Genomic DNA, 12,963 nt, shown 5'->3' on the forward strand with positions numbered 1-12,963 from the left:
TCGTCACTCAGGACCAGATCAGCTTTCGGACGCCCAACTCGTGCCATACCCCATTCTAAGAGATAGACAACGAATTACTGGCGTACGACACTAGAGCGTCTCGCGACAAGGCGGAGAGCGGTCTGACCACCCGGTCCGGTCGCACCGGTCCCACCCCCCAGCACCACCCGAAAACCGAAAGGAACACCATGCGACACAGCACCAGACGCAGTCTCATCGTCGCCGCTACGGTGACCACCGCCGCCCTCACCCTCTCCGCGTGCGCGGGCTCGTCGAGCCCCGACAGTACGACCGACGCCGAGGGGACGTTCACCCCGCTCACCGAGATCTCGCTGCAGCTGCAGTGGCTGCCGCAAGCGCAGTTCGCCGGGTACTACCTCGCTCAAGAGCTGGGGTATTTCGAAGAGGAAGGCTTCGACTCGGTCGAGATCGTCCCGTCCGGCGGCGACATCGTGCCCCAGGACGCGCTGGCGGCGGGCGACGTCGACTTCGCGATCGCCTGGGTGCCGAAGGTGCTCGGCACCATCGAGTCCAGCGGCGTCGAACTGACCGACATCGCCCAGGTCTTCCAGAAGTCGGGCACGACGCAGGTCTCGTGGGCAGGGGACGGCATCACGAGCGTCGCCGACTTCGAGGGCAAGCGCATCGGCTCGTGGGGCTTCGGCAACGAGTGGGAGATCTTCGCCGCGATGGTTGCGGAGGACCTCGACTCGACGTCGGTGTCGATCACGACCCAGGACTTCTCGATGAACGCGCTGCTCGACGGCGACGTCGACGCGGCCCAGGCGATGACGTACAACGAGCTCGCGCAGGTCCTCGAGACCGTCAACCCCGACACCGGCGAGCTCTACACGCTCGACGACCTCGACGTCATCTACTACGAGGACACCGACGGCGCCATGCTGCAGGACGCCATCTGGGCGGACACCGAGCGACTCGCCGAGGACCCCGCGTACGCCGACGCCGCGGTACGGTTCCTCAAGGCGATCATCAAGGGCTGGCTGTACGCCCGCGACAACGTCGAGGAGGCGGCCGACATCGTGTGGGACGTCGCATCGACGGCGGAGCTGGCCTACCCGGTCGGCCCCGTGCACCAGCTGTGGCAGCTCAACGAGGTCAACAAGCTGATCTGGACGGATGCTCCGTTCGGCGCGATCGAGAGCTCGGCGTGGGAGAAGACCGTCGCCGGCGCGCTCGCCGCCGTCAACCAGGACGGCATGAACCTCATCACGGCGGCGCCCCCGGCATCCGCCTACTCCAACGAGTACATCGAGGCGGCCATCGCGGCCCTCGAGGCCGACGGCGTGACCGTCGACGGCAGCTACACCCCCATCGAGGTCACCCTCACCGAGGGCGGCCAGTAACACCACTCGATCTGCCGGGGGCCTCGCGCCCCCGGCAGATCACCTCACCGGGAGACACACCATGAGCACCACCGACTCCACCACCGACCTCGACCAGCTCACCCGCACGCTCGACCGTGCCCATGTCTTCCACTCCTGGTCGGCGCAGGCCGCGATCGCTCCGTTCCCGATCGCGGGCGGGCTCGGCACGCACGTGTGGGACCACTCGGGCCGCCGCTGGCTCGACTTCTCGAGCCAGCTCGTCAACGTCAACATCGGCCATCAGCACCCCGCCGTCGTCGCAGCCATCAAGGAGCAGGCGGAACTGCTCACCACGATCGCCCCCTCGACGGCCAACCTCTCGCGCGGCAGGGCCGCCGAGCTCATCGCCGGTCTCGCCCCCGACGGCTTCGAGAAGGTCTTCTTCACCAACGGCGGTGCGGATGCCAACGAGAACGCGATCCGGATGGCCCGCCTCCACACGGGGCGCGACAAGGTCCTGTCCCAGTACCGGTCCTACCACGGCAACACGGGCGCCGCGATCGTCGCGACGGGCGACTGGCGCCGCGTGCCCAACGAGTTCGCCCGCGGGCACGTGCACTTCTTCGGCCCGTACCTCTATCGCAGCGAGTTCTGGGCGAGCACGCCCGAGCAGGAGTGCGAGCGCGCCCTGCACCACCTGCGGCGGGTCATCGAGGCCGAAGGGCCGGCGACGATCGCCGCGATCCTGATCGAGTCGATCCCGGGGACCGCGGGCGTCCTGGTCCCGCCGCCCGGATATCTCGCGGGGGTGCGGGCGCTCGCCGACGAGTTCGGCATCGTGCTCATCCTCGACGAGGTGATGGCGGGGTTCGGACGCACGGGTCGCTGGTTCGCGTTCGAGGACCACGGCGTCGTCCCCGACCTCATCACCTTCGCCAAGGGCGTCAACAGCGGGTACGTGCCGGTCGGCGGCGTGCTGATCTCCGACCCCATCGCGGCGACCTTCGACGACCGGGTGTTCCCGGGCGGACTGACCTATTCGGGGCATCCGCTCGCCGCGGCATCCATCGTCGCGACGATCGAGGCGATGCGCTCCGAAGGCATCGTCGAAGGCGCCCGGCGCGTCGGGGCCGACGTGCTCGGTCCCGCGCTGCGGCAGCTCGCCGAGCGGCACCCTGCGATCGGCGAGGTCCGCGGCGTCGGTGTGTTCTGGGCGATCGAGTTCGTCGCCGACCCGCAGACGCGCGAGCCGGTCTCGGCGGCGGTCATGGGGCGCCTGAAGGCCGACCTGTTCCAGCGCGGACTGCTGCCGTTCGTCGCCGACAATCGCATCCACGTCGTCCCCCCGTGCCCCGTCACCGCCGACGAGGTGGCGGAGGCGATCGACATCTACGACGCCGCGTTCTCCGCGGTGCTCTGATCCGACGACGATCCGGAGAAGGACGACATGAGCAACGGCAGCATCTCGACGCCGATCATCGACCACCGCGTGGGGGGAGCGCCCTGGTCGGGGGCCTCATCCCGCACCGCACCCGTGTACAACCCCGCGACCGGTGCGGTGAGCGCTCAGGTGCGTCTGGCCGGCGCCGCCGACCTCGACGCCGCGGTCGCGACGGCATCGGCCGCGTGGCCGGCCTGGCGCGACGCGAGCATCGCCAAGCGGCAGACCGTGCTGTTCGCGTTCCGCGAGCTGCTGAACGCGCGCAAGGACGAGCTCGCGGCGATCCTGACCGCGGAGCACGGCAAGGTGACCTCCGACGCGCTGGGCGAGATCACCCGCGGCCTCGAGGTCGTCGAGTTCGCGTGCGGACTCGGCCACCTGCTGAAGGGCTCGTACTCCGACAGCGTCTCCACGGGAGTCGACGTGTACACGCTGCGCCAGCCGCTCGGCGTGGTCGGGGTCATCAGCCCGTTCAACTTCCCCGCGATGGTGCCGCTGTGGTTCGTGCCCATCGCACTGGCCGCCGGCAACGCGGTCGTGCTCAAGCCGAGCGAGAAGGACCCGTCCGCGTCCGTCTGGATCGCCGACCTGTTCGCCGAGGCCGGCCTGCCGGACGGAGTGCTGAGCGTCGTCCACGGCGACAAGGAGGCCGTCGACGCCCTCATCGACCACCCCGCCGTGCGCGCGGTGTCCTTCGTCGGATCGACGCCCATCGCGGCCTACATCTACGAACGCGCCGGGGCCGTGGGCACACGCGTGCAGGCGCTCGGCGGTGCCAAGAACCACATGCTCGTGCTGCCCGACGCCGACCTCGACCTCGCCGCCGACGCCGCCGTGAACGCGGGGTTCGGTTCGGCGGGCGAGCGGTGCATGGCCGTGTCGGCGGTGCTCGCCGTCGAGCCGATCGCAGACGCGCTCGTCGCCAAGATCGCCGAGCGCATGGCGACGCTGCGCACGGGCGACGGCACCCGCGGGTGCGACATGGGGCCGCTCATCACGCGCGAGCATCGGGACAAGGTCGCCTCGTACATCGACATCGCCGCCGCGGACGGCGCCGATGTCGTCGTCGACGGGCGCGATGTCGTCGTCGACGGCGAGCCGGGCGGGTTCTGGCTGGGGCCGACCCTGATCGACCGTGTGCCCCTGTCGTCGCGCGCGTACACCGACGAGATCTTCGGCCCTGTGCTGTCGGTGATCCGGGTCGCGGGCTACGACGAGGCGCTCGCGATCATCGAGGCGGGGCCCTACGGCAACGGGACGGCGATCTTCACGAACGACGGCGGCGCCGCGCGGCGGTTCCAGCGTGAGGTGTCCGTGGGCATGGTCGGCATCAACGTGCCGATCCCCGTCCCCGTCGCCTATCACTCGTTCGGCGGGTGGAAGGCGTCGCTGTTCGGCAGCGCGAAGGCGTACGGTCCGCAGGGGTTCGAGTTCTTCACGCAGGAGAAGGCCGTCACCGCTCGCTGGCTCGACCCCTCGCACGGCGGCCTCAACCTCGGGTTCCCGCAGCACGATTGAGCCCTCCCATGCCCCGCCCCGGCTCCGTTCTTCCCGCGTCCGTCGTGCCCGCGCAGATCGACGACCTCGATGAGGCGATCGCCGCGCTCGGCGCCACGGGCGACGACTTCGCGCGGCTGCTCGACAGAGCATCCGCGATGCGCGACGAAGGGCTGCGCCGGGCGGGCAGACCCGGGGTGATCACCTACTCGCGCAAGGTGTTCGTTCCGCTGACGACCCTCTGCCGCGACCGCTGTCACTACTGCACCTTCGTGGACACGCCGGCCCAGCTCATGCGCAAGGGGGCTCCGCTGTTCCTGTCCGACGAGCAGATCCTCCGCATCGCGCGGGCCGGGCGCGAGCTCGGCTGCCGGGAGGCGCTGCTCACGCTGGGCGATCGCCCTGAGGAGCGGTGGCCGCAGGCGCGGCAGTGGCTCGACGAGCACGGCTTCGCCTCGACGCTGGACTACGTGGCGCGCGCCGCGCGCCTCATCACCGAGCACACGGGGCTGCTCGCGCACGCCAACCCCGGCGTCATGTCGGCGGACGAGCTCGGCATGCTGCGCGAGGTCGCCCCCTCGATGGGGATGATGCTCGAGACGACCTCCCGCGACCTGTTCGAGCGGCCCGGCGGCGTGCACTACGGCTCGCCGGACAAAGACCCCGCGGTGCGGCTCGCGGTGCTCGAGGATGCCGGCCGGGCGCGCATCCCGTTCACCTCCGGCATCCTCGTCGGCATCGGCGAGACGCTCGCCGATCGGGCCGCGTCGCTGTTCGCGCTCCGCGACGTGCACCGCCGCCACGGGCATCTGCAGGAAGTGATCGTGCAGAACTTCCGCGCCAAGCCGCGCACCGCGATGCGCGATGCGATGGACCCCTCGGAGCGCGAGTACGCCGCCGCGATCGCGGTCGCCCGACTCGTCCTGGGCCCCGAGATGCGGATCCAGGCGCCGCCGAACCTCACGCGCCTGGACGACCTCGCGCTGCTCGTGCGCGCGGGCGTCGACGACTGGGGCGGTGTCTCGCCGCTGACGGCCGATCACGTCAACCCGGAACGGCCGTGGCCGCAGCTCGACGAGCTCGCGATGCGCACCCGCGCGTGCGGCTACGAGCTGACCGAGCGCCTCACCGCGCACCCCGAGTACGTGCAGGATGCCGCACAGTGGATCGATCCGGCGCTGCACGGTGCCGTCACGCGTCTCGCCGGGCCCGATGGGCTCGCGGCGACCGGCGCGGCTGTCGATCAGGACGCGCGCGTGCCGGAGGCGAGCGCGCGGCGCGCGGGCGCGGCGGTGGCCGATCTCGTCGACCGCGCCGCGATCGACCCGGGCGTGCTCGACGATCGCGAGTGGGAGATCCTGCTGCGCGCCGAGGGCGCAGAGCTCGAGCAGGTCGTGGCGGCGGCCGATGAGCTGCGCCGGCTGACCGTCGGTGAAGCCGTCAGCATCGTCGTCAACCGCAATCTCACCTCGACGGGGCTGCGCGCCCACGACACGGGGAGAGCGGGGGAGTTCACCCTCGCCGAGGTCGGGGAGATCGCCCGGGACGCCGTCGCGCTCGGCGCGACGGAGCTGTGCGTCCAGGGCCGGCTGCCCGACGGCGAGGACCCGAGCGGCTACCTCGAGATCGTGCACGCCGTGCGCCGCGCCGCGCCGGCGCTGCACCTGCATGCGTTCCGCCCGCAGGACATCGACGACCTCGCCACGCGCGGTGGTCTCGGCGTGGACGCGGCGCTCGAGGCCCTCGTCGCAGCGGGAGTCGGGACCTTCCCGGGGACCGGCGTCAAGGTGCTGAGCGAGCGCGTGCGCCGCCTCGTCGCCCCCGAGGACCTCGGGATCGACCGGTGGGTCGAGATCGTGGTCGCCGCGCATCGACGCGGGCTCCGCTCGACGTCGGTGCTGTTCTACGGCCACGTCGAGACCTCGCTCGAGCGCATCGCCCACCTGCGTCTGCTGCGCGAGATCCAGCGCGACACGGGCGGCTTCACGGAGTTCGTCCCGATCCCGCTTCCCGGTCACGGCGTCCCGCTCGTGCCCGGCAGGTCGCCGCGCGACGAGCACCGTGCGATGGTCGCCGTCTCACGGCTGCTCCTGGGTGGATCGATGGGCGGATCGATCCGGAACCTGCAGATCCCGTGGACTCGGCACGGGGTGGACCTCGCCGCCGAGCTGCTGCGCTGCGGCGGCAACGACCTCGGCGGCACGCTGCTGGACGGCGGCGTGCGGCCCGACGCGGGCGTCGAACAGGGACTCGAGCTGCCGGTCGCCGCGGCCGCACGGCTGGCCGGGCGGGTGATGCGCCCGTTGCGGGTGCGCGCCACTGACTACGCCGATGCCGGCCACGCCGTCGCCGACGCCGCCGAGTCGGGAGGCGCGGCATGACCACGCGGATCGGCGTCGCCGTCATCGGCGCCGGGTTCGCCGGCATCGCGGTCGCCGCGCGGTTGCGGGCCGCGGGCCACGACGTGCGCATCATCGAGCGGGCGCCCCGCGTGGGCGGGACGTGGCGCGACAACGTCTATCCGGGTGTCGCCTGCGACGTGCCCTCGCACCTGTACAGCCTGGCGGACCACCCGCATCCGGGCTGGTCGACGCAGTTCGCCCCGGGCGGGGAGATCCGCGACTATCTCGAACGCATCGTCGCCGAATCGGGGCTGCACGACGTCCTGCGGCTCGGCGTCGCCCTGGAGCACGCCGACTGGGACGCGCATGCCCGTCGGTGGCGGTTGACGCTGGCAGGCGGTGAGACGCTGCACGCCGACGCGCTGGTCCTCGCGTGCGGCCGCCTCGTCGAGCCGCGGCTTCCCGACGTGCCCGGAATCGCGTCCTTCCCCGGACCCGTGCTGCACACGGCGCGCTGGGATGCCGGGTTCGACCCCGCCGGAAAGCGCATCGCCGTCATCGGGACCGGCGCCAGCGCCGTCCAGCTCGTGCCGCAGCTGGCCCGCCGGGGCGCCGAGGTCACCGTGTTCCAGCGCACGCCCGCGTGGATCGTGCCGCGGGGCGGGCGCGACTACACCACGGCCGAGCGCGACCGCTTCGCGCGGCATCCGGAGCTCATCGCGGCGCTGCGTGCGCGCCTGCTCGCCGACGACGAGGCGCGCTTCGCGGCGCGGGCCGGTCACGACCGTGCGGCGGCCGACGCCGCGCGGTCCGAGGCGACCCGGCACCTCGCGGCACAGGTGCCTCCCGGCGCGCTGCGCGCACGGCTGACGCCGGACTACCCGTTCGGCTGCAAGCGGGTGCTGCGCTCCGACGACTTCTATCCCGTGCTCGCCTCCGGGGCCGCCGTGCTGGAGCCGTCCGCCCTGGCCGCCGTCGAGGAGGGCGTGCTCGTGGCGGCCTCCGGGGCGCGGTACGCCGACATCGACGCGGTCGTGCTGGCCACCGGCTTCCACGCGCAGCGCCAGCCGTACGCGGAGATCGTGCGCGGCGAGGACGGGATGAGTCTTGCGGACCACTGGGCGACGGGCATGACCTCGTTCGCCTCGACGGTCGTCGCGGGGTTCCCGAACTTGTTCGTCCTCAACGGGCCGAACGCGGCGCTCGCCCACACGTCGTCCCTGCTGATCCTCGAAGAGCAGGCGGGCTACGTCACGCGGGCGCTGGGCCGGCGCACCGCGCACGGCGGCGTCCTGCGGACCAGGCCCGAGGCCGAGCGCGGGTACACGGCATCCATCGATCGGCGTGCCCGCGGCACGTCCTGGCTCGGCGGCTGCGACAGCTGGTATCGCGACGATCGCTCCGGCCGACTCACCCTGCTGTGGCCGGGCACGGTGGCCGATTTCCGTGCGATGATGGCGGCCGCCGACGGCTCCGAGTTCGAGCCCGCGTTCGATTCCGATGGACGGCCGCTCACACCGGAGCGGCTCGCGCACTACCAGGAGGTGTGAGATGACCGTGCGATTCGGCTACAAGGCATCCGCCGAGCAGTTCGGTCCGACCGAGCTGGTCGATCTCAGCGTGCGGGCGGAGCGCGCGGGGTTCGACTCGGTCTTCGTCTCCGACCACTTCCAGCCCTGGATGCACGAGGGCGGGCATTCGCCCTCCGTGCTGCCCGTGCTCGGTGCGATCGGTGCGCGCACGGAGCGCGTGCTGCTGGGAACGTCGGTGCTCACCCCGACGTTCCGCTACCACCCGGCCGTCGTGGCCCAGGCGTTCGCGACGCTCGGGGTCATGTTCCCGGGGCGCGTCGTCCTCGGCGTCGGCACGGGCGAGGCGCTCAACGAAGTGACGCTCGGGCTGTCGTGGCCCGACCCGCCCGAGCGGTTCCAGCGGCTCAAGGAGGCGATCGCCCTCATCCGCGAACTGTGGACCCGCGAACGGGTGAGCTTCGACGGGACGTATTACCGGGTGACGGATGCCACGGTGTACGACCGACCCGACATCCCCGTCCCGATCTGGATCGGTGCCGCCGGCCCCGCCGCCGCACGGCTGGCCGGACGCGTCGCGGACGGGTTCATCACGACGAGCGGCAAGGACCCCGCGCTGTACACCGACACCCTCCTCCCCGCCGTCGCGCAGGGGCTCGCCGCGGCGGGCCGTGCGGACGACGACCTCGAGCGCATGATCGAGGTCAAGGTCTCGTATCACCCCGATCGCGACGAAGCGCTCGAGCGCACCCGGTTCTGGGCGCCGCTGGCGCTCACCCCCGAAGAGAAGACCGGCATCGACGACCCGCTCGAGATGCAGCGGGCCGCCGCACGGCTGCCGATCGAACGCGCGGCATCCCGGTTCATCGTCTCGGACGACCCCGACGAGCACGTCGAGCGGATCGCCGCGTACGTCGACATGGGGTTCCGCCACCTCGTGTTCCACGACCCGGGGCACGATCAGGGCGGCTTCTTCGACCGCTACGAGGCCGAGATCCTGCCCCGTCTGCGCGAGAGGTTCCCGCAGTGACGCCGACGGCCGACTGGGTCGTGATGATCCCCGTGCGCGCCGCGGCCACCGCGAAGTCGCGTCTCGCGCCGCTCGGCGGTGCCCGTGCGCAGGTCGCCCGCGCGGTCGCCCTCGACACGATCACCGCCGTCGTGCAGTGCCCCGCCGTCGCGCGCGTGCTGGTCGTCACCGACGACGCCACGCTGCCGGCCGCCCTTCCCGCCGGCGTCGAGGTCGTCGCCGACGGTGCGGAGGGGATCGACGAGGCGCTGCGCCTGGCGGCGGCGCTGGCCGGTGACGACGCTCACCGCGCGGCGCTGCCGGGGGACCTCCCCGCGGTGACCGGCGCGGAGCTGGCCGCGGCGCTGGAGCGCGCGCACGCGGTGCGACGCGGCGTCGTCGCCGATGCCGAGGGCACCGGGACGACGCTTCTCACCGCACGCGCCGGGGTGCCCTGGCGCAGCGCGTACGGCGCCGGTTCCCTCGGGCGTCACGTCGCGCTCGGGTGCGTCGTGCTCGAGCTGCCCGCAGACTCCGGCCTGCGACGCGACGTCGACACCCCCGACCAGCTCGCGGCGCTGGCCGACCGGCTCGGCCCCACCACGGCGGCTTCGCTGACCCGCGCGACGGCCGGGGCGGATGCCGCGCCCGAGACCCCGGACTGAGCGAGCCCGGACAGAGAGAAGGGCCGGTCGGCGTGACGCCGACCGGCCCTGTCATCTTGTTGCATCAGCGATGTGCAGAAGAGGAGTTCTGCAACGCGATCCCGCAGCCTGGGGAAGCCGGCGGATCGCGGTGAGACGACTGTATGACGCGGCGACGGCGGCGGCGGCGACTCTCGTCGTTCGCATACCGGTCGCATAGCCGACTGTCAGGAACGCAGCAGAGCGAAGCCCGCCGACACCGAGACCGACACACGGTGATCCGAGCCGGCGTCGACGGTCAGCCGGTTCTGGAACTCGCCCGCCGACACGTCGCTCGCCACGGCGTACGACGCATCCGGGAGCGTCAGCTCCAGTCGACCCGCGCTGACGTCGACCGTCACCTCCTGGGGTGCCCTGCCCGTGAGCTCGCCGCCGATCGCGCCGGCGCTCAGGCGCAGATCGGCCTCGTCGACGCCGTCCAGGTCGAGCACGAGACGGCCCGCCGAGACGTCGGCGTCCAGGCTCTGCGCGGTCCCCGAGACGCTCATCGAGCCCGCGCTGAGATCGAGGTCGAGGCTGCTGTACCGGCCGTCGGCACGCAGGGCTCCCGCACTCAGCGACAGATCGGCGTCGAGCGCGACGCTCGCGAGCGACTGCGGCAGCGTCAGCACCGCGACGTCGCCTTCGCCGAACAGACGCCAGCCGCCCCACCAGCCGCGGTCGGTGCGTACGGTGACGCTGTCGCCGTCGCGGCCGAGGCGCCAGTCCGCGGCGCCGCCCTGCACATCGAGGCTGACGGTGTCGCCGCCGTAGACGATCGTGAGGTCGGCGGCCGCCACGTCGACGTCGAGGCTGCGGATGCCCGTGGCATCCGCCGTCAGCGTCAGCGTCTCGGTGCGCTGCGATGCCGCGCGCACCGCCGAGAACACGCCGCTGAACACGGCGCCGACGATGAGCACGGAGCCGAGCACGATCGCCAGGATCGCGATCACGCGCGCCGAGGAGCGCGGACCGTCCTGCTGGGGACCGTTCCCGGACGGACCGGGGGCCGGGGGCGCGGGGGGCTGCGGGGGAGTCAGGGTGGTGCTCACAGGTGTGCTCCGTTCTGAGGGGCGCCGTCGGCGCCGGGATGCTGGCCGTGCTCGAGGTGCACCAGCACCGCGAGCACACGGCGGTTGCCGTGCTCGTCCTGCTCGAGGTCGAGCTTCTGGAACAGGGAGGTGATGTGCTTCTCGACGCTCGCCTCGGTGACGAACAGCGTCTGTGCGATCGCCTGGTTGCTCTTGCCTTCGGCGATGAGTGCCAGGACGGTGCGCTCGCGGTCGGTGAGCCGCGCCATCCGCTCGTCGCGGGCGCGGCGCGTCAGCAGCTGCGCGACGACCTCGGGGTCGAGCACGGTGGCACCCGCCCCGATGCGCTCGACGGCGTCGAGGAAGTCGCGGATGTCGGCGACGCGGTCCTTCAGCAGGTAGCCGAGGGCGCCGGCCTGACCGGTGATGAGCTCGCTCGCGTACCGCTCCTCGACGTACTGGCTGAGCACGAGGACGGGCAGCGCCGGGTGGTCGGCGCGCAGCGCGATCGCGGCGCGGATGCCTTCGTCGGTGTAGGTGGGCGGCAGCCGCACGTCGAGGATGCACAGCTCGGGGTCGGTGCGGGCGACGTTCTCGGCGAGCTCGGTGGCGTCGACGAGCGCCGCGACGACGGTGTGTCCGGCGTCCTCCAGCAGGCGCACGAGTCCCTCGCGCAGCAGGGCGGAGTCCTCGCAGATCAGGATGCGCACGGGACGCTCACCTCCAGGGTGGTCGGGCCGCCGGCCGGGCTGTCGAGACGGCTCGTGCCACCGGCCGCGGCGATGCGGTTGGCGATGCCGTCGAGGCCGCCGCCGGGGAGGATGCGCGCGCCGCCGATGCCGTTGTCCTCGACGCGTGCCCACAGCGTCGGCGTGCCACCGACGGCCTCGTCGTCGCGCAGGCGCACCGTGACGCGTGTCTCACTGGCGCGCGAGTGCTTCGCGGCGTTGGTGAGCGCCTCGGCGATCGCGAAGTACGCGGCCGCCTCGGCGGTGCGGCTGCACCGGCTCGTCGAGGCATCCGGCAGGCGTACGTCGAGCTGCACGGGAACGTGCGACCGGGCGGCGAGGGCCGAGAGGGCGGCATCCAGCCCCCTGTCGTCGAGGACCGAGGCGTGGATGCCGCCGGCCAGCTGGCGCAGTTCGGTGATGGCGGCCTTGGTCGAGGTGTGCGCCTCGTCGATGAGCGCCTTCGCGGCGGCAGGATCGGTGTCGATCTTCTGCTGCGCGAGGCCCAGGGTCATCGCGACCGAGACGAGCCGGGGCTGCACGCCGTCGTGCAGGTCGCGCTCGATGCGGGTGCGTTCGACCTCGCCGGCGCGCACGGCGCTCTCCCGCTGCGTGCCGGCCTCGCGCGCCTGCTCGACGAGCTGGGCTTCACGGTTCGGCACGAGGATCGCCCGCGTCAGCACGCCGTGGAGCACGGCGATGCCGGCGAGCAGGGCGGCGCAGACGATGAGGCCGAGGACGCCGACCAGCAGCGCCCACTCGACGGCGACGTGGAGGCCCGTGACCGGCACGCGCACGGTGTCGCCGCCGAAGAGCGGGGCGAACAGCAGCACGAGGCTCGAGGCGAGCCGCCGACCAGCGGCAGCACGAACAGGCCGAGGATGGTCGAGACCGCGGCCGACGCGATGCCGCGCCACATCGGGCCGTCGGTGAACTGGTCCCAGACGCTGCTCAGCCACCCGGCGAACCCCGGGCGGTCGCGGCGACGCGCGCGCAGGGCGGGCAGGCCGTACCGATAGAGACCCTCGACCCGCTCGTACTCGAGCCACGCGGTCGCGTAGAGCGCGTAGACGAAGGCGAGGAGGAACAGCAGTCCGATGCCGAACAGCAGCACGAGGCTGATGCCGAGGCTCAGCAGCGTGGCGAGCACACCGAAGATCACCGAGCCCACGACGCCGACCGCGGCCAGCTGGGCGAGCGCGCCCAGGGCGCGCGCCGTGCGCCCGCGCCGCGACCGCGTGGACGGAGAGGTGGTCGCCGGGCCTGCCGGTCCGGCGGCTGTCCCTACAGCCGGTGGGACGGGCGTCGCGGAGGGCGCCGGAGCGGCCTCGGAGGTGGCCGCGGGGAGGGGCGCGGGAATGCTCGCGGTGGTCATGGC

At 72.5% G+C, this 12,963-nt stretch carries 11 protein-coding genes; 7 read left to right on the top strand and 4 right to left on the bottom strand.

From position 1 onward, the window contains the following. Positions 1-188: 188 nt before the first annotated feature. From LOK55_RS12700 to cofC, 7 genes are all read left to right on the top strand, one after another. Positions 189-1,364 (top strand): ABC transporter substrate-binding protein, encoded by a 1,176-nt coding sequence (locus LOK55_RS12700; protein WP_229935652.1) that lies wholly within the window; start codon positions 189-191, stop codon positions 1,362-1,364. Between the two features lie 61 nt (positions 1,365-1,425). Further along, positions 1,426-2,745: an aspartate aminotransferase family protein gene (locus LOK55_RS12705; protein ID WP_229935653.1), complete on the top strand. Its 1,320-nt coding sequence runs from the start codon at positions 1,426-1,428 to the stop codon at positions 2,743-2,745. Between the two features lie 27 nt (positions 2,746-2,772). Continuing rightward, on the top strand, positions 2,773-4,284 hold the full coding sequence (locus LOK55_RS12710) for a CoA-acylating methylmalonate-semialdehyde dehydrogenase (protein ID WP_229935654.1): 1,512 nt from the start codon (positions 2,773-2,775) through the stop codon (positions 4,282-4,284). An 8-nt stretch (positions 4,285-4,292) separates the two neighbouring features. Next, entirely contained in the window at positions 4,293-6,644 is a 2,352-nt protein-coding gene (gene cofG / locus LOK55_RS12715; RefSeq protein WP_229935655.1) for a 7,8-didemethyl-8-hydroxy-5-deazariboflavin synthase CofG, read from the top strand. Then, positions 6,641-8,155, top strand: a complete 1,515-nt coding sequence (locus LOK55_RS12720; RefSeq protein WP_229935656.1) for an NAD(P)/FAD-dependent oxidoreductase — start codon at positions 6,641-6,643, stop codon at positions 8,153-8,155. The genes cofG and LOK55_RS12720 overlap by 4 nt, the downstream gene beginning before the upstream one ends. A 1-nt stretch (position 8,156) precedes the next feature. Then, the gene (gene fgd / locus LOK55_RS12725; protein WP_229935657.1) at positions 8,157-9,164 is read left to right on the top strand and encodes a glucose-6-phosphate dehydrogenase (coenzyme-F420); all 1,008 of its coding nucleotides are present in this window, start codon (positions 8,157-8,159) and stop codon (positions 9,162-9,164) included. Further along, positions 9,161-9,808: a 2-phospho-L-lactate guanylyltransferase gene (gene cofC / locus LOK55_RS12730; RefSeq protein WP_229935658.1), complete on the top strand. Its 648-nt coding sequence runs from the start codon at positions 9,161-9,163 to the stop codon at positions 9,806-9,808. Before fgd ends, cofC begins: the two co-directional genes overlap by 4 nt. A gap of 206 nt (positions 9,809-10,014) precedes the next feature. Here cofC and LOK55_RS12735 read toward each other — a convergent pair whose 3' ends face one another. From LOK55_RS12735 to LOK55_RS14325, 4 genes are read right to left on the bottom strand one after another with little or no spacing between them, the layout of a single operon-like run. Then, positions 10,015-10,878, bottom strand: coding sequence for a hypothetical protein (locus tag LOK55_RS12735; protein ID WP_229935659.1), 864 nt, complete (start codon positions 10,876-10,878; stop codon positions 10,015-10,017). After that, a complete protein-coding gene (locus LOK55_RS12740) occupies positions 10,875-11,567 on the bottom strand; it encodes a response regulator transcription factor (protein ID WP_229935660.1) in 693 nt (230 codons plus the stop codon). The genes LOK55_RS12735 and LOK55_RS12740 overlap by 4 nt, the downstream gene beginning before the upstream one ends. After that, the gene (locus LOK55_RS14320) at positions 11,555-12,376 is read right to left on the bottom strand and encodes a histidine kinase (protein ID WP_308066683.1); all 822 of its coding nucleotides are present in this window, start codon (positions 12,374-12,376) and stop codon (positions 11,555-11,557) included. The genes LOK55_RS12740 and LOK55_RS14320 overlap by 13 nt, the downstream gene beginning before the upstream one ends. Beyond that, positions 12,262-12,960: a sensor domain-containing protein gene (locus tag LOK55_RS14325; protein ID WP_308066680.1), complete on the bottom strand. Its 699-nt coding sequence runs from the start codon at positions 12,958-12,960 to the stop codon at positions 12,262-12,264. Before LOK55_RS14325 ends, LOK55_RS14320 begins: the two co-directional genes overlap by 115 nt. Between the last annotated feature and the right edge of the window lie 3 nt (positions 12,961-12,963).

The organism is Microbacterium sp. F2E (assembly GCF_020905435.1).
Taxonomy (GTDB): Bacteria; Actinomycetota; Actinomycetes; order Actinomycetales; family Microbacteriaceae; genus Microbacterium; species Microbacterium lacticum.

Excerpts from the sequence above, each read along its gene's own strand:
- cofG (WP_229935655.1), top strand. The coding sequence starts at position 4,293 with ATGCCCCGCCCCGGCTCCGTTCTTCCCGCGTCCGTCGTGCCCGCGCAG.
- LOK55_RS12700 (WP_229935652.1), top strand. The coding sequence starts at position 189 with ATGCGACACAGCACCAGACGCAGTCTCATCGTCGCCGCTACGGTGACC.
- LOK55_RS12710 (WP_229935654.1), top strand. The coding sequence starts at position 2,773 with ATGAGCAACGGCAGCATCTCGACGCCGATCATCGACCACCGCGTGGGG.
- fgd (WP_229935657.1), top strand. The coding sequence starts at position 8,157 with ATGACCGTGCGATTCGGCTACAAGGCATCCGCCGAGCAGTTCGGTCCG.
- LOK55_RS12705 (WP_229935653.1), top strand. The coding sequence starts at position 1,426 with ATGAGCACCACCGACTCCACCACCGACCTCGACCAGCTCACCCGCACG.
- LOK55_RS12720 (WP_229935656.1), top strand. The coding sequence starts at position 6,641 with ATGACCACGCGGATCGGCGTCGCCGTCATCGGCGCCGGGTTCGCCGGC.
- LOK55_RS14325 (WP_308066680.1), bottom strand. The coding sequence starts at position 12,960 with ATGACCACCGCGAGCATTCCCGCGCCCCTCCCCGCGGCCACCTCCGAG.